This is a genomic window from Mesorhizobium sp. WSM4819, assembly GCF_055811215.1.
In genome coordinates this window covers 85,844-101,149 of the sequence record NZ_JBVVQO010000013.1, presented here as the reverse complement: position 1 = coordinate 101,149, position 15,306 = coordinate 85,844, and the positions used below count along the sequence as shown (strand labels likewise).

The window sequence follows — 15,306 nt, the reverse complement described above, 5'->3', positions numbered from 1 at the left end:
CGCCCCAATCTTTCATGAACCGCCCTTGTCCCGGCGTTTCGACGTCACCGCCGACATCGTGCGGCCGAGATTGCGCTCCGCCGCCTGGTAGTCGCGCTGTGCCACCGCGACGAACAGCGCGTCGAGAATGTTGAGCTGGGCGATGCGCGCCGCCGCGTTCTCGCCCATCAATGGCGAGCCCTGCGCGGTCGAGCACAGCACGATGTCGGCGACGGCGGCCAGCGGCGAGTTGTCGTAATTGGTGATCGCCAGCGTCCGCGCACCGCTCTTGCGGGCGAGATGGATGGCATCGATGACGGCGCTGGTGTTGCCGGAATGCGAGAAGCCGACCGCGATGTCGTCGGCGCCGAGCAGCGAGGCCGACATCAGCATCATGTGCGAATCGTCGTAGACGGATGCGCGGATGCCGATGCGCAGGAATTTGTGCGAGACGTCGCGCGCGATCTGCGCCGAACCGCCGACGCCATAGAAATCGCGGTTCCTGGCGCGGTACAAAAGATCGGCGGCGCGGTCGAAATCGTCCATGTCGAGGATCGCCAGCGTTTCCTCCAGCGCCTGGATCGAGGTGCGGAACACTTTTTGGACGATCTCGGCCGAGCTGTCGTCGACCGAGAGTTCCTGGTGCATTTCGGCGGTCGGCAGGCGGCTGTATTCATAAACCGCGGTGCGGAAGTCGCGATAGCCGGAAAAGCCAAGTTTCTTGGCGATCTTCACCACCATCGCCTCCGACACGCCGGCTTCTTCGGCGATCTGCTTGAGCGGAATGGTCTCGTCGAAGCCGCGCCGTCCGAACACGGTTTCCACCACCTTCGCCTCGAGCGGTGTCAAATGCGGCATCATCATGCGGATCCGCGGTCCTACTGCTTTCAGATCCAGGCTGGTCAAGGTCATCCACGTCCCCTCGTCACGCGATCGATGAGCATCGCGGCGAGGATTATAAGGCCAGTTGCCAAGAGCTGATAGAAGGACTGGACATTCATCAGCGTCAGGCCGTTGCGCATGGTGCCGAGGATGACGGCGCCCAGGATGGTGCCGACGACGCTGCCCTTGCCGCCCATCAGCGAGGCGCCGCCGATGGCCGCCGCGGCAATGGCATCGAGCTCCCAGAGATTGCCGAGAATGGGCTCAGCGGCACCCAGCCGTCCGATCAGGATCTGCGCGGCAAGGGCCGCCAGCAGGCCCGAGATCATGTAGGCGGCGATTCTGGTGCGAGCGATCGGCACGCCGGCTATGTAGGCCGCCTCCTCATTGCCGCCGACGGCGAGCAGATATTCGCCGAAAGGCGTCTTCTTGAGGATGATCCAGGCGATCAGCGCGACCACGGCCACGATGATGACCGCCAGTGGCAATCCCAACAGCGAGCCGTTGAAGATGGCGCGGAAGCCGGCTGGCAGGCCGAGCACCGGATTGCCGCCGGTATAGATCAGCGCCAGCGCCCGGTAGGTGCTGAGCGTTCCCAGTGTGACGATGAAAGGCTGCAGCCCGACATAGGCGACCAGCACGCCATTGAGCAGGCCGCAGACGAGGCCGATGGCGAAGCCGGCGGCGATGGCCAGCGGGAACGGCACGCCGGCAACCAGCATCGAGGCCGAGATGACGGCCGAAAGGGCTGCCGTCGGCCCGACCGACAGATCGATGCCGCCCGAGATGATCACCAGCGTCATGCCCAACGCCAGGCAGGCGTTGATGCTCGACTGCTGCAGGATGTTGATCAAATTGCGCTCGGCAAAGAAGCCCGGGACCAGCGCGCCGAAGACGGCGAGGATCACCACCAGGCCGATCAGCGTGCCGGCGTCGCGCAGCGAAAACCGGTGCAGGAATTCAGCCCGTGGGCGCGCTGCTGTGTGTTCGGTTACATCAGTCATCCGCTGGTCCTGTCCGTTATGCCTTGCCGGCTCGATGGCCTTGCGCCTTGCCGGCCTTGCGTCTCCGATTGGGGTATGGCGTGCGCCGCGATCGCCTGTTCGCTGAGATCAGCCCGGTCGAGCTCGGCGGCGACCGTGCCATCGCGCATGACCAGCACGCGGTCGGCGAGCCGGATCACCTCGGGAAGCTCGGACGACACGACGACGACCGAATGGCCTTCGGCGGCAAGCTCCTCGATCAAATGGTAGATCTCCGCCTTGGCGCCGATATCGATGCCGCGGGTCGGCTCATCGAACAAAAGGATGCGCGTTGCCGCCGCCAGCCAGCGGCCGATGATCGCCTTCTGCTGGTTGCCGCCGCTGAACAGCCGGATCGGCCGGTCGAGCAGGAACGGGCGCAAATTGACCCGCTTCATCTTCTCGGCCGCGACCCGTTTCAGCCTGGTGTGATCGATGACGCCGCGCGGTGCGAACACGCCCATCGAGGCCAGCGCCATATTGCTGGAGATCGACCGCAACGGCACGATGCCTTCGCGCTTGCGCTCCTCCGGCACCAGGCCGATGCCGGCGGCGATGGCGTCGCGCGGATTGGCGAGTTTTATGGCCTTGCCGTCGATCTCGACCCTGCCCGACGAGGCGCGGTCGGCGCCGGCCAGCAGCCGCAGCAGTTCGGTACGGCCCGAGCCGACCAGGCCGGCAATGCCCAGCACCTCGCCGCGGTGCAGGTCGAACGAGACGTTACGGATTTTTGTCGCCGAGGCGAGGCCACGCACGCTCAGCCTGACCTCGCTCGAGATGTGCGAACGGTGCTGTTCCTGGGCAAGCTCGCGGCCGACCATCATCGAAACGACGGCTTTTTCCGACATTTGCGCCAGATCGACGGATCCGACCACGACGCCGTCGCGCATGATTGTGGCGCGCTGGCAGATGCCGAACACCTCGTCCAGCTTGTGCGAGACATAGACGACCGCGACGCCGTCTCGCGCCAGCCCGGCAATGACTTCGGCCAGCCGCTCGAACTCGCTCGGCGTCAGGCTCGATGTCGGCTCGTCCATCGCCACGACGCGTGCCCGATCGAGCAGCGCCCGGGCGATCTCGACGATCTGCCGCTGCACGACCTTCAGGCTGCCGAGCGGGACTGCCGAATCGATGGTCGGATCGAGGGCGGCAAGGGCTTCCGCAGCGCGGCGCTCCTGCTCGCGCCGGGCGACGAAGATGCCGCCGCGCGTCAGCGGATGGCCGAGGAACATGTTCTGGGCGACGCTGAGATGCGGCACCTGCTGCAATTCCTGATGGATCATGGCGACGCCCACGGCGCGCGCCGCGACCGGATTGTTCAGCGCCACCGGCCTGCCGTCGATCAGCACGCTTCCGGCGGTCGGCCTGTAGACCCCCGACAGGATGCGCAGCAGCGTCGATTTGCCGGCGCCGTTCTCACCGAGCAGGCCATGGATTTCGCCGGCGCCGACGGAAAAGGACACATCGCTCAGCGCCCGCACCGCCGGAAACACCTTGGAAATGCCCTCGAATTGCAGCCGCGGGACAGACATTGGTTCTATTCTCCAGGCAAAGGGCGCCAGCCCGGCCGGCACCCGCAGTCCTGCCCTTAATTGCCCGCTGCCGCGTCCTCGAGCAGCGCCTTGCGCACGGCGTCGCCGGCGCCGGAATAGCGGTCGGCATTGTCCTTGGTGATCAGCGCCTGCGGCGTGGCGACGACGCGCGGCAGCTTCTGCCCGGCCACCAGCCGCAGCGCCGATTCCAGCGCCACCTCGCCGGTCAGCACCGGGAAGCTGTCGACGGTGCCGGTCAGTTCGCCGGCGCGGATCGAGGCATAGGCGTCGGAGATGCCGTCGGTGCCGAAGACGGCGACCTTGTCCTGCAGGCCGGCGGCCTTGACCGCCTCGACGATGCCCAGTGCCATGCCGTCATTGTTGGCATAGAAGCCGATCAGGTCGGGGTGCTGCTGCAGGATGTTGCTGGCAGCGTCGTAGGAGGTCTGGCGATCCCAATTGCCGGGCACGCTGGCGACGACCTCGAACTTGCCGGTCTCGGTGATCGTGGCCTTGAAGCCATCCGTGCGCTGGACTGCGGCATAGACGCCGGCCTGGCCTTCGACGATGGCGACCTTGCCGCCGTCCGGCCGGTTCTTGGTGAACCATTTGGCGACGCGCACGCCATTGTCGCGCTGGACATTGCCGACATAGTGCTCGGCCTGCGGGATGACCGCGTCATTGACATTGACCACCGGCACGTTGGCGGCCTTGGCCTGTTCCATGATCGGCTGCAGGTTGGAGTCGGTCTGCGGTGAGACGAGCAGCACGTTGTAGCCTTGCGTGACCAGGCCTTCGGCGATTGTCAGCTGGCCGAGCTGGTCGCCCTCGCTCTGCGCCGCCTGGTAGACGACCGGCACGCCGACGCGATCGCCCAACGACTTGTAGCCCTCACCCAGCGAGCGCCAGTATTCGTTGGTCAGCGTCTTGGAGACGGCGCCCGCCCTGGTGCCGTCGGGCAGCTTGGGCAACGCGCCGAACTTGGCCTCGAGTTGCGACCAGTCGATGCGGTCCTTTTCGGTGTCGGAATTGAGCGGCGCGAGGTCGGTGGAATAGGCGGAGCCGATGGACAGCGCCATCAACGCAGCGGTGGCGGTGGCAAGCAGAAATTTCATGGTCTTTCCTCCCTTGTTGAACGATTTTGAGGCCGAGCCTCAGTTCTCCGGCCCGAGCATGGCTTCCTGGATGATGGCTTGCGACGCGACCGCGTCCTGGCGGTCGATGGCGGTGGACAGGCGATTGTCCTTCTCCAGCCGCTCGACGACGCGCAGCATGCGCTTGACGGTGGCGATGTTGACTTCGCATTCGTGGATCGGATCGAGCCCGGTCATGTCGGGAAATGTGTCGAAGTAGATGGCGCCGGCGTAGCCGTCGCGGCGGATCTGCCTAAGCAGCTCGATCGTCTGCAGCGTATGCACCGCGCCGACCATCAGGCCGTCGTCGCGCTTGGCGTAGCCGTCGTTGAGATGCACGCCCAAGAGCTTGCTGTGGCGCGCCACAAGTGCTGCGGCAAAGGCCGGCTGCTCGTCGGCATAGAGCACATGGGCGAAATCGAGCGTCACGCCGAGATTGGGCAGGCCGATCTCGCGGATCGCTAGCAATGTCGTCGCCGCGTCGGGCATCAGGCTGTAGGAACGCGGTTCGTTGGGCTTGTACTCCAGGCTGATCAGGCAGTCGGGATCATGCGCTGACACTTCACGAATACCATCAATTTCGTGTTGCCATAGCGTCGCATAATCGGCCTGGAAAGCATAGTCGAAGCCATCCTGGCCGAGCCACAGCGTCATCAGATTGGCGCCGGCCTCACGCGCGGCGTCGATGCCGGCCTTGGTCAGGTCGATGGCTTCGCGGCGAACTGCCGGATCCGGATTGGTGAAGGCGCCGAGCTTGAAGGCCGGATTGGAGTAGTAGCGCATGGCGAAACCATTGATGGAAAGCCCGAGATCGCCGAGTTTTTGTGCCATTTCCGCAGGTTTTTCCTCGACATGATCGGGAAAGTTGAGGTCAAGGTCGGTCAGCCCCGCAACTTTCGCCGCACGCGCCGCCATCTGCAGCATGGACGGCTTGCCAACAAGATCCGGCCATTCGGCCTGTGGCCGCGAGGCAAAGGAATTCAGGCGTGTGGCGAAACGATTGGGTGTCATGGATGACCCTTTCTTGGACATAACTTCACATACTATAGTTTATTTGTAAAGTAGGATGTGCCGTTTGATTCAAGACTGGGCGACGGTACAGCGTACATAGAGAGGAGCAGGCGGCCACGAAGAGACGAACTGCTGACGCACGATTTGATCCGCGTTCATGATGCTTTAAGCGCAGTTGTTACCGTTTTCGCAAAAACGGTAACAACTCAATGATGGCCGTGGCAGCGAAGTTGTGTTATTACCCTTTTCGCAAAAACGGTAACAACGCCCATGCAGCAAATACCCCACACATACCAGACGCTCTATTCCGAGTTGGCGCAGCGGTCGCTGGACGCCGCGTTTTCGACGGAATTCAACATCGGCGGCCGCTTTGTCACAGCCGAGGTGAAAGGCCGCCGCTACTGGTATCTCGACCTACCTAGCCCTGACGGCGGCAAAACACGCAGATATGTCGGCCCCGTCGACGATCCTGAAATCACCAGGAGGGTCGAAAACTTCAAAGACCTGAAAGCCGACATCAAAGAGCGGCGAAAACTGGTTTCGACACTCGTTCGCGAAGCCTACCTGCCACGGCCGGAAAGGAAGACCGGCGACATTGTCCAGGCACTCGCCGAAGCTGGCTTCTTCAGACTTCGTGGCGTCCTGGTCGGTACCGTCGCCTACCAATGCTATCCAGCCGTCCTTGGCGTTCGCCTACCTAGCACGTCAATGGTCACCGGCGATGCCGATTTTGCGCAGTTTCATTCGATCTCGACAGCCGTCGATGACAAAATGCCACCCGTGCTCGATACGCTGAGGCAAGTCGACCCGACATTCCGAGAGATTCCGCACCAGGCTGATGGCCGCTTCACGACGCAATACTCGTCTCGCTCCGGATACAGGGTCGAATTCCTGACTCCGAACACCGGTTCGGCCGACTACGAGGGTCATCCTACAACCATGCCCGCGCTTGGTGGCGCGTCGGCGCAGCCCCTGCGCTTTCTCGATTTCCTGATATACGAACCGATCCGGGCCGTTCTCCTGCACGGCGCCGGCGTGCCGGTGAACGTGCCTTCGCCCGAACGGTACGCGATCCATAAGCTCATCATCGCCAGCCGCCGCCGGACGGACAACGACGGCACCGCCAAGAGCCGCAAGGACAAGATGCAGGCTGCAACCATCATGGAAGCCATGATCGAACAACGGCAGTCGGAAGATCTGGCCGATGCTTTCATGGAGGCATATGGCCGCGGTGCGGCCTGGAAGGAAGCCATACGCCAGACACTGTCCCAGATTGACCACGGCACGCGCGAAACCGTCCTGCCGGCGCTGGCCCGCGCTATTCGAAAGCTGGAAAGAGATCCTAGCGAATTCCACCTTGAAGACGTGGCGGCCGCACCGAAGCCGTAGGGCCTGCGCATAAAGGTTCCGGGCGGGCGCTGCTGATCGTAACCCTGTACAACCGCTGGCCGCCCTTGCGTCTTGCGCGCCAATTGATCATCCTCGCCGCAGTTGCACCGCGGCCGGGGGGTTCGCACATGCCGACGCTTTATGCGCTGAAACCGGCCTTCCAGGCCAGGCTGCGGCCGCTCGCCGACCGGCTGGCCGCGGCCGGCGTCACCGCCAACCAAATCACGCTGCTGGCTGCCGCCCTGTCGGTTGCCACCGGCGTTGTGGTCGCAGCCCTTGCCGGCCATCGCGCGGTCTTGCTGCTGATGCCGGTGGTGCTGTTTACGCGCATGGCGCTCAACGCCATCGACGGCATGCTTGCGCGCGAACATGGCCAGGCTTCAAAACTCGGCATGTATCTCAACGAACTCTGCGACGCCGTCTCCGACCTGGCGCTGATCCTGGCCTTTGCCGCTCTCTTCCCTGCCTGGGGGGTCGTCGCCTTTGCCGTCACAGCAATGCTTGTGGAGTTCGCCGGCGTGCTCGGCATCGCGGCAGGCACCGGGCGCAATTATGCCGGGCCGTTCGGCAAGAGCGACCGGGCGCTGGCGCTCGGCATCGTCGCCGTCCTCGTCGCCTGCGGCCTCTGGGTGGAAGCCATCACGCCGTTCGTGTTTCCGGCGATGGCTACACTCTCGCTGGTGACCGCCATCAACCGGATACGCAGCGGCCTTAACGGGAGCGGCGACTGAAATTGCGGTCGCATCCGCCTGGGGAAAAAAAATGCTTCACGAACCGACGATTGCTGCTTCCGCAGTTGAGCAGCGGGTGGCGCAGGAGCGCAGCTTCCGCAGCCATGACGGCACCGAGATCTTCTACCGCTACTGGCCGGCGGTCGGGCAACCCGCCAGGGGCGCGATTGTGCTGTTCCACCGCGGCCACGAGCATGGCGGCCGCATGGCGCATCTGGTCGACGAACTCGATATGCCCGGCCATGCCTTCTACGCCTGGGACGCGCGCGGCAATGGCCGCTCGGCCGGCGAGCGCGGCTATGCGCCGTCTTTTGCCGCACTTGTGCGCGACATGGATTGTGTGGTGCGCGAGATCGGCAGAGACGGTTTTTCCCAGCGCGACATCGCGCTGATCGCGCAATCTTTCGGCGCGGTGCTCGCCGCCGCCTGGGTGCATGATTATGCACCGCAGATTCGCGCCTTGGTACTGGCTTCGCCGGCCTTCTCGGTCAAGCTCTACGTGCCTCTCGCCAAGCAAGGCATTGCGCTGTGGCAGAAGATCAAGGGCCGCTTCTTCGTCAATTCCTACGTCAAGGCCAAGTTCCTGACGCATGACCCCGAGCGCATCGCCTCCTTCGAGGCCGATCCGCTGATCACGCGGCCGATCGCTTCCAACATCCTGGTCGAGCTCTACGACCACGCGGCGCGCATCGTCTCGGATGCCCGCGCCATCACCGTGCCGACGCAATTGCTGATCTCCGGCAGCGACTGGGTTGTGCGGCATGGACCGCAGCACGAATTCTTCGTCAATCTCGCCAGCCCGGCCAAGCAGCGGCATGTGCTGCCGGGCTTCTTCCACGACACGCTGGGCGAGCGCGACCGCCGCAAGGCACTCGACCTGATCAAGCCGTTCCTCGAAAGACAGTTCTCGACGCCACAGAAGCCGGTCGACCTGACCGCGGCCGACCGCGCTGGCTACACACGCGACGAGGCCGACCGGCTGGCCTCGCCGCTCGCTTTGCTGTCACCGAAAGGCCTCTACTGGGCAATGAGCCGCGCCTCGATCCGCGCGGGCGCCTGGCTGTCGTCAGGCATGAAGACCGGGATAGCCACCGGCTTCGATTCCGGCTCGACCCTCGACTATGTCTACGAGAACCAGGCGCGGGGCGCCTGTCCGCTCGGCCGCATGATCGATCGCACCTTTCTCGACGCCATCGGCTGGCGCGGCATCCGCCAGCGCAAGCTGCATCTCGAAGAGCTGATCGGCAGCGCCACCGGGACGCTGAAGGCTGCCGGCCGCACGGTCCATATCGTCGATATCGCTGCCGGCCACGGCCGCTACGTGCTCGATGCCGTTGCCAAATGCGCCGAGCCGCCGGCCAGCGTGCGGCTGCAGGATTTCTCCGAGCTCAACGTTTCGCTCGGCTACAAGCTGATCGCCGAGCGGCACCTGCCAACCAGCGTATCGTTCCACCAGGCCGACGCCTTCGACGCCGAGATGCTTGCCGGGCTCGATCCGGCGCCGGACCTCGCCATCGTCTCCGGGCTTTACGAATTGTTTGCCGACAACGCCATGATCATCCGCTCGCTCGGCGGGCTGGCCAGGGCGATGCAGCCCGGCAGCCTGCTTGTCTACACCAACCAGCCCTGGCATCCGCAGCTCGAAATGATCGCGCGCAGCCTGACCTCGCATCGCGGCGGCCAGGCCTGGGTAATGCGCCGGCGCACGCAAGGCGAGATGGACCAGCTGGTGGCGGCGGCCGGCTTCGAGAAGCTCGACCAGCGCATCGACCTGTGGGGCATCTTCACCGTATCGGTCGCGCGGCGCGTCTGAGCATGGTCTTGCCTGTCCTTGGCCCTGCCGCCCTTTCTGCCCCTGCGCGCGAGCCGTACGCCGGCATCGTGCTGCGCGCGGCGTTGTGGCTCGCATTCCTGGCGCCGTTCTTCTACGCGAGCTACGGCTTCGCCAACTGGCTGGCATCGCAGCGCGACGATGTCGGCAGCATCGTCTTCACCTGGGAGCGCGACATCCCGTTCATCGCCTGGACGATCGTGCCCTACTGGTCGATCAACCTGTTCTACGGCCTGTCGCTGCTGCTCAACGATACCAAGCGCGGCGTCGATCGTCTCGCCGGCCGCTATCTCACGGCGCAGATCGTCGCCGTCGCCTGTTTCATCCTGTTCCCGCTGACGGCGACCTTTGTGCGGCCGCAGACATCGGGCCTGCCAGGCTTCATGTTCGCGGTGCTCGGCGGCTTCGACAAGCCGTTCAACCAGGCGCCGTCGCTGCACATCGCGCTGCTGGTCATCATCTGGGATCATTGGCGCGATCGGCTGAAAAGCATGGCCGGCGTCGTCTGGCATGCCTGGTGTCTGCTGATCGGCGCCTCGGTGCTGACGACGTGGCAGCACCATGTCATCGATATCCCTACCGGCGCTTTGCTCGGCTTTTTCGCCTTGTGGCTGTTTCCGCGCCACGGCGAATTGCCGTTCGCCGGCTTCCGGCTGACCGCTGACGCCGGCGCGCGGCGGCTGGCGCTGTTCTACGCGCTGGTCGCAGCGCTGGCGCTGGCCGGCGCCGCTGCCGGCGCCTTCGTTTCGGCGCTGTGGCTCATCCTGCTGTGGCCGGCGCTGGCGCTGGCCATCGTTGCCTTCGCCTATGCCGGAGCCGGCGCCAAAGTGTTCCAGAAAACGGCCGACGGCAGCGTCTCGCTGGCCAGCCGTGTCTTGCTGCTGCCCCACCGGCTTGGCGCCAGGATCAATGCATGGATATGGACGCGCAAGCTGCCGCCGCATGTCGCCATTGGCGACGGTGTCTTCCTCGGCCGCTTTCCCACCGTCGCCGAGGCTGGCGCATTCGGCACGGTGATCGACCTTGCCGGCGAGTTGGAGCGGCCGCGCGGCGTCGCCTGCCGCTGGACGGCTGTCGCCATGGTCGATCTTTTGCCGCCCTCGCCCGAGGCGCAGGCGCAGGCGGTGGCGGCGATCGAGGACGCGCGCCGCCACGGCACTGTGCTTGTCTGCTGTGCGCTCGGCTTCCAGCGCAGCGCCGGCGCCGTCGCCGCCTGGCTGGTTGCCACCGGCCGCGCCGACACGCTGGCGCAAGCGCGAACCAAGCTCGCCACCGCGGGCCGGCCGGTGCATCTTCACGTGGACCAGCCGGCATGAGGGCCCATCGAGACAAGGCCGAAGCGTTCGCCGCCGGGCTGATGACGCAGGCGGTGTGGCCGCTGTTTTTTGTGCTGGCCGCGTTGGCGGCCGCGCCGGTCATTGCCGTGGCGGCGCAGCCGCAGGCGACCACGCTGGCGGCAGCGGCCTGGCTGGTCGCGGCAGCGAGCGGCGTGGTCACTCTCGCCGTCTCGGCCCTGCTTGGCTTCGACGCACTGCTGTTCTGGCTGATGGCCAGCCACATCAGCGAGGCCGCCGGCGGTGCCTCGGTCGACGACGTGCTGGCGCGCATGCGCGTAAAACCGGCCGCAGCCGGCATCCGCTCGCTCGACCGGCGCATCGCGGGCACGCAACGCCTGCTGATGAAGCAGCGCATCGCGCTCGGCCTGTTCGTGGCGGCGTCGCTCGTCGCCTTGTCTTTCTGAGCCCGACGATGAGCACGTTCGGCACAAGGAGCTTCACCCTGCTGCAGACCGTGACCTCGGTCGGCCTGTCGGCGCTGGCCTGGGCGGTGACGGGCGTGCGGCCGATCTGGAACGGCAGCCAGCCGTCGAACGGGCAGCGCATCTACTTCGCCAATCATGCCAGCCACGGCGACTTCATCCTGCTGTCGGCCTGCCTCAGCGAGAAGCAGCGCGCCCGCACCCATGCGGTGGCAGCCGCCGACTATTGGGGAAAATCACGGCTGCGCCGGTTCATCGCGCAGGACATGCTGTCCTCGGTGCTCATCCACCGGCAGTGGACCGATGAAGCGCAGAATCCGATCTCGATCATGCTGTCGGTGCTCGACGAGGGTCATTCGCTGATCATCTTCCCCGAGGGCACGCGCAACATGACCGACCAGCCGCTGCTGCCGTTCCGCTCCGGCCTCTACAATCTGTCGATGGCGCGGCCCGACGTCGAACTCATCCCGTGCTGGATCGAGAACATGTCGCGGGTGCTGCCCAAGGGCCAGTTCGTGCCGGTGCCGCTGCTCTGCCGCGTCGTCTTCGGCGCGCCGATCGCCATTGCGCCCGGCGAGGAACGCCGCGCCTTTCTCGAGCGCGCCCGCCAAACACTGCTGGCGCTGAACCCCCGCCCGCCAACGCATGATGCGGAAAAGTGGAATCCGGTTTTCCGAAAAACATCATGCGACGAAAACAGCGTCGAGCCCAAACAGCGTAGAGCCCAAAGAGCTGGAGATCGTGGCGGATCCGGTATCCGGCACGATGCTGCAAGTCACGATGCTCCAAGAGACGACTAGAACAACATGCCAATGCACGAGACCCTTATCATGGTTGTCGGCCTAACTGCGGTGCTGACCACGGCAAGCCTGGTCGCCGGCATCCTGTCGTGGCGCGCGCCGAAGCCGCTGTCCTCGACGCTGGTCAATCTCAACCAGCGCATCAACGCCTGGTGGGTGATGGTGGTGGCGATCACCGTTGCCTTCTTCTTTGGCCGCGCCGGCATGACCATCCTGTTCGCGCTGATCTCGTTTGCCGCACTGCGCGAATTCGTGACGCTGACGCACAGCCGTCGCAGCGACCATTGGGTGCTGCTCGGCATGTTCGGCATCATCATCCCGTTCCAGTACTGGCTGGTGTGGACTGCCTGGTACGGGCTGTTCACCATCTTCATCCCGGTCTACTGTTTCCTGCTGATGCCGGCGATCACCGCGCTGCACGGCGACACCGAGCGCTTTCTCGAGCGCATCTCGGCGCAGCAATGGGCGGTCATGATCTCGGTCTACTGCGTCAGCCACGTGCCGGCGCTGCTGACGCTCGACGTGCCCGGCTTCGAAGGCCGCAACTTGTTGCTGGTCGCTTTCCTGATCATCACCGTGCAAGGCAGCGACGTGCTGCAATACATCTTCGGCAAGCTGTTCGGCAGGCACCTGATGTCGCCGAAGGTTTCGCCGTCGAAGACCTGGGAAGGGCTGGTCGGCGGGCTGGCGACGTCGAGCCTGCTTGGCGCGCTGCTGTCGTTCCTGACGCCGTTTCCGCCGCTGCAGGCGGCGGGTGTCGCCTTCATCGCCTGCCTGATGGGCTTCCTCGGCGGGCTGGTCGCCTCCGCCATAAAGCGCGACCAGGGGGTAAAGGACTGGGGCCATCTGATCGAGGGCCATGGCGGCATGATGGACCGCGCCGACAGCCTGGTCTTCGCCGCCCCGGTTTTCTTTCACACGGTGCGCTATTTCTGGACGTGAGAGCGAGCTACGACCTCAGAGGCTGTTTCGAAAGTCGCTCCGGCGAGTCATATGGTGGTGGTTTCGAGAACCGGGGCGCAGCGGACATTAGAGCGCCGCGCGTCCATTGGACGCGCAAAGGACGCTCTAACACTTTGGTTGGCGCATGATCCTTTCCGGAAACCGAAGGTTTCCGGGGTCATGCGCTGGTCCGTGAGCACCGGAAGCGCAGAAAACGCCATCAGATGGCCGCCGGAGTAGAGTTTCCAAACGGTCTCTTACTTTGCAGCGGCAAGCGGCGCCTTCCTGGCCGGGCGCGGCCGGCGGCGCATGCGGCGCTTGGCAGCGAGTTTCAGCGCCACCGGCGGATCGGTCGACAACGCGCCCAGAACGGCTTCGACCATGCCAAACGCCACAAAATCGGCGTTGAGGTCATTGGCCATTTCGACGGCTGCCACTTTATCGTCGCCGTCATTCGACCAGAACACGATCCCTACCCGCAGCGCCGACTTGGCACGTTTCAGCCGACGAACAAGGAAACGGGCGTGCTTGACTGAGTCACGGTTCAGGAATCCGACCACAACGGTATCGACCGCGTCGAGCTCGAGCCGGCGAATGCCAGTCGGATCCATATCGGCAAAGCTCGCCTTCGAGACCGTTGCCCCTTGCACTTCGAGCACCTGCGCCAGCATTGCGGCGGCGGCATCGTCGAGTTCGCCGCGGCCGCCGGCACACAGCACCGACATGTCCGTGCCATCCGGCAGCTCAGTGTCGTCCTCGCCCTCCGCTTGGGCCTGCTTGTCCCTGTCCTTGTACTTGTCCGCCGTGGCAGGCTCGACTGTGGCCGGATCATCGTCCTCCTCTGCTTCCTCCCGTGCGCTGTCGTCGAGGTTCGCCACCAGCATCAGCGCGCTGGCCGCCACCCGCCGTCTTTGCTCATCGCCCATGACGCCGCGCACACGATCCTGCTCGCCGAGCAGCAGCGCGGCAATGGCGACCTTGTCATAGAATTCGAACAGGTATTTTTCCTCCAGCATCTCCTCGGCGTGATCCGTGGCTTCCTCTGGATCGCCGGCCAGCAGCCGTTGGTAGAGCCGGGCGTGGGGTTCGAGCACCGGTTCGTTGCCGAACAGGACGTCGAGGAATTCGAACTGCGGCACGTGCCTGCCGAGCACGACGAGGCAGACTGTGAGCGGCGTCGACAGGACCAGGCCCAGCGGGCCCCACAGCCAGGTCCAGAAGATCGCCGCGACGATGATGGCCAATGGCGAAAGCCCCGTTCGTGAACCGTAGAGCCACGGTTCGACGACGTTGCCGGTGATCATTTCCATGGCCACGAACAGCCCGGCGGTCCACAGTACGAGCGACCAGCCGGGCGCCACGGCAAGCGCCAGGAACAGCGGCAGCAGCGCACCAATGATCGGGCCGATATAGGGAACAAAGCGCAGCGCCAGCGCCAGCAATCCCCACAGCAGTGCATTGGGTATGCCGAGTACCCAAAGCCCTGCTGTAACCGGTATGGCATAGACGATATTCACGACCAATTGCATGAGCAGATATCGGCCGACCCGCTTGCCCGCTTCCTGGAGCGCCTCGGTGGTCCGATGAAGGTCGCCGTAGCCGACGAGGCGTATGAAACGATCGCGCAGGTCCTCGCGCTCAAGCAGCATGAATATGACGACGACGACGATCAGGCCGGCCGATGCCAGCGGGCTGATCAGCGGGCCGATCAGGTTCTGCAGAACCTGAATCGGCCTTTCGCGTGCGATGATCTCGACTGGCACCGGCTCGCGCCGTGGCTGATCCGCGGCGGGCGGTGAGGTTTCCTGCCTGTCGAGTTCCTGGCCAACGCGTTCGATCGCCTCGCTCAGCCTGGCGATGACGCCGCCGCCGACGCCGGTCTCCTTCAGGGACCGGACTTTGGTCAGGATATTTGACTGGTAAAGCGGGATGTTCTGCGCCAGTTCGCTGACCTGCGTGGCGACAATGAAGGAGAACAGCGCAAGGACGGTGAATGCGCCCAGCACACTGGCGATGACCGCAGGAAGACGCGGAATGCCGACCCGTTTGAGTGCCGAAACCAAGGGTGCAAGCGCAAAGGTCAGCAACAGAGCGATTGCGATCGGCAGGAAAACCTCGCGCCCGAAATACAGGGCCGCAACCGCCGCCACGACGGTCGCGACGGTGGGCAGCGACATGCGCGGCAGGGCCATGGCAGCGGAAACAACGCCCACCAGCCCGGGCTCCGACGGATGCATGCCGTTTCGCCGATTGGCCGCCACTTGATGCCTCCATCCCGCCATGGCCATGATCAGG

12 protein-coding genes and 1 pseudogene are annotated in these 15,306 nt (G+C 64.7%); 7 read left to right on the top strand and 6 right to left on the bottom strand.

Going from position 1 to position 15,306, the window contains the following annotated elements; all coding sequences use genetic code 11:
- Positions 1 to 12: 12 nt before the first annotated feature.
- The 5 genes from AC0L18_RS14475 to AC0L18_RS14455 are packed head-to-tail and all read right to left on the bottom strand — an operon-like array spanning position 13 to position 5,559.
- Positions 13 to 891 carry a MurR/RpiR family transcriptional regulator gene (locus AC0L18_RS14475; RefSeq protein ID WP_091598869.1) on the bottom strand — a complete coding sequence of 293 codons (879 nt, stop codon included), beginning with the start codon at positions 889 to 891 and terminating at the stop codon, positions 13 to 15.
- Positions 888 to 1,865: an ABC transporter permease gene (locus tag AC0L18_RS14470; RefSeq protein WP_473492901.1), complete on the bottom strand. Its 978-nt coding sequence runs from the start codon at positions 1,863 to 1,865 to the stop codon at positions 888 to 890. Before AC0L18_RS14470 ends, AC0L18_RS14475 begins: the two co-directional genes overlap by 4 nt.
- A complete protein-coding gene (locus AC0L18_RS14465) occupies positions 1,862 to 3,415 on the bottom strand; it encodes a sugar ABC transporter ATP-binding protein (RefSeq protein ID WP_473492899.1) in 1,554 nt (517 codons plus the stop codon). Before AC0L18_RS14465 ends, AC0L18_RS14470 begins: the two co-directional genes overlap by 4 nt.
- A gap of 56 nt (positions 3,416 to 3,471) precedes the next feature.
- Complete coding sequence (locus AC0L18_RS14460) at positions 3,472 to 4,530, bottom strand: sugar ABC transporter substrate-binding protein (protein ID WP_473492898.1); 1,059 nt, start codon at positions 4,528 to 4,530, stop codon at positions 3,472 to 3,474.
- A gap of 39 nt (positions 4,531 to 4,569) precedes the next feature.
- Positions 4,570 to 5,559, bottom strand: coding sequence for a TIM barrel protein (locus AC0L18_RS14455; protein WP_473492896.1), 990 nt, complete (start codon positions 5,557 to 5,559; stop codon positions 4,570 to 4,572).
- A gap of 270 nt (positions 5,560 to 5,829) precedes the next feature.
- On the opposite strand from AC0L18_RS14455, the gene AC0L18_RS14450 reads away from it, so the two are divergent.
- The 7 genes and pseudogenes from AC0L18_RS14450 (at position 5,830) to AC0L18_RS14420 (ending at position 13,011) form a co-directional block, all read left to right on the top strand.
- On the top strand, positions 5,830 to 6,948 hold the full coding sequence (locus AC0L18_RS14450; protein WP_473492895.1) for a nucleotidyltransferase family protein: 1,119 nt from the start codon (positions 5,830 to 5,832) through the stop codon (positions 6,946 to 6,948).
- A 128-nt stretch (positions 6,949 to 7,076) separates the two neighbouring features.
- Complete coding sequence (locus tag AC0L18_RS14445; RefSeq protein ID WP_473492893.1) at positions 7,077 to 7,679, top strand: CDP-alcohol phosphatidyltransferase family protein; 603 nt, start codon at positions 7,077 to 7,079, stop codon at positions 7,677 to 7,679.
- Between the two features lie 31 nt (positions 7,680 to 7,710).
- Entirely contained in the window at positions 7,711 to 9,492 is a 1,782-nt protein-coding gene (locus AC0L18_RS14440; RefSeq protein WP_473492891.1) for a bifunctional alpha/beta hydrolase/class I SAM-dependent methyltransferase, read from the top strand.
- A gap of 2 nt (positions 9,493 to 9,494) precedes the next feature.
- Positions 9,495 to 10,826 carry a phosphatase PAP2/dual specificity phosphatase family protein gene (locus AC0L18_RS14435; RefSeq protein WP_473492890.1) on the top strand — a complete coding sequence of 444 codons (1,332 nt, stop codon included), beginning with the start codon at positions 9,495 to 9,497 and terminating at the stop codon, positions 10,824 to 10,826.
- Complete coding sequence (locus tag AC0L18_RS14430) at positions 10,823 to 11,251, top strand: hypothetical protein (protein ID WP_473492889.1); 429 nt, start codon at positions 10,823 to 10,825, stop codon at positions 11,249 to 11,251. Before AC0L18_RS14435 ends, AC0L18_RS14430 begins: the two co-directional genes overlap by 4 nt.
- A gap of 8 nt (positions 11,252 to 11,259) precedes the next feature.
- Positions 11,260 to 11,919: pseudogene (locus AC0L18_RS14425) on the top strand (lysophospholipid acyltransferase family protein); the annotation flags it as partial.
- Between the two features lie 162 nt (positions 11,920 to 12,081).
- Positions 12,082 to 13,011: a phosphatidate cytidylyltransferase gene (locus tag AC0L18_RS14420; protein WP_473492887.1), complete on the top strand. Its 930-nt coding sequence runs from the start codon at positions 12,082 to 12,084 to the stop codon at positions 13,009 to 13,011.
- 257 nt (positions 13,012 to 13,268) lie between these two features.
- On the opposite strand, the gene AC0L18_RS14415 is transcribed toward AC0L18_RS14420, so the two are convergent.
- Positions 13,269 to 15,272, bottom strand: coding sequence for an AI-2E family transporter (locus AC0L18_RS14415; protein WP_473492885.1), 2,004 nt, complete (start codon positions 15,270 to 15,272; stop codon positions 13,269 to 13,271).
- Positions 15,273 to 15,306: the final 34 nt, after the last annotated feature.

Coding starts and splice junctions, on each gene's coding strand:
- AC0L18_RS14475 (WP_091598869.1), bottom strand. CDS start 891: ATGACCTTGACCAGCCTGGATCTGAAAGCAGTAGGACCGCGGATCCGC.
- AC0L18_RS14470 (WP_473492901.1), bottom strand. CDS start 1,865: ATGACTGATGTAACCGAACACACAGCAGCGCGCCCACGGGCTGAATTC.
- AC0L18_RS14465 (WP_473492899.1), bottom strand. CDS start 3,415: ATGTCTGTCCCGCGGCTGCAATTCGAGGGCATTTCCAAGGTGTTTCCG.
- AC0L18_RS14460 (WP_473492898.1), bottom strand. CDS start 4,530: ATGAAATTTCTGCTTGCCACCGCCACCGCTGCGTTGATGGCGCTGTCC.
- AC0L18_RS14455 (WP_473492896.1), bottom strand. CDS start 5,559: ATGACACCCAATCGTTTCGCCACACGCCTGAATTCCTTTGCCTCGCGG.
- AC0L18_RS14450 (WP_473492895.1), top strand. CDS start 5,830: ATGCAGCAAATACCCCACACATACCAGACGCTCTATTCCGAGTTGGCG.
- AC0L18_RS14445 (WP_473492893.1), top strand. CDS start 7,077: ATGCCGACGCTTTATGCGCTGAAACCGGCCTTCCAGGCCAGGCTGCGG.
- AC0L18_RS14440 (WP_473492891.1), top strand. CDS start 7,711: ATGCTTCACGAACCGACGATTGCTGCTTCCGCAGTTGAGCAGCGGGTG.
- AC0L18_RS14435 (WP_473492890.1), top strand. CDS start 9,495: ATGGTCTTGCCTGTCCTTGGCCCTGCCGCCCTTTCTGCCCCTGCGCGC.
- AC0L18_RS14430 (WP_473492889.1), top strand. CDS start 10,823: ATGAGGGCCCATCGAGACAAGGCCGAAGCGTTCGCCGCCGGGCTGATG.
- AC0L18_RS14420 (WP_473492887.1), top strand. CDS start 12,082: ATGCACGAGACCCTTATCATGGTTGTCGGCCTAACTGCGGTGCTGACC.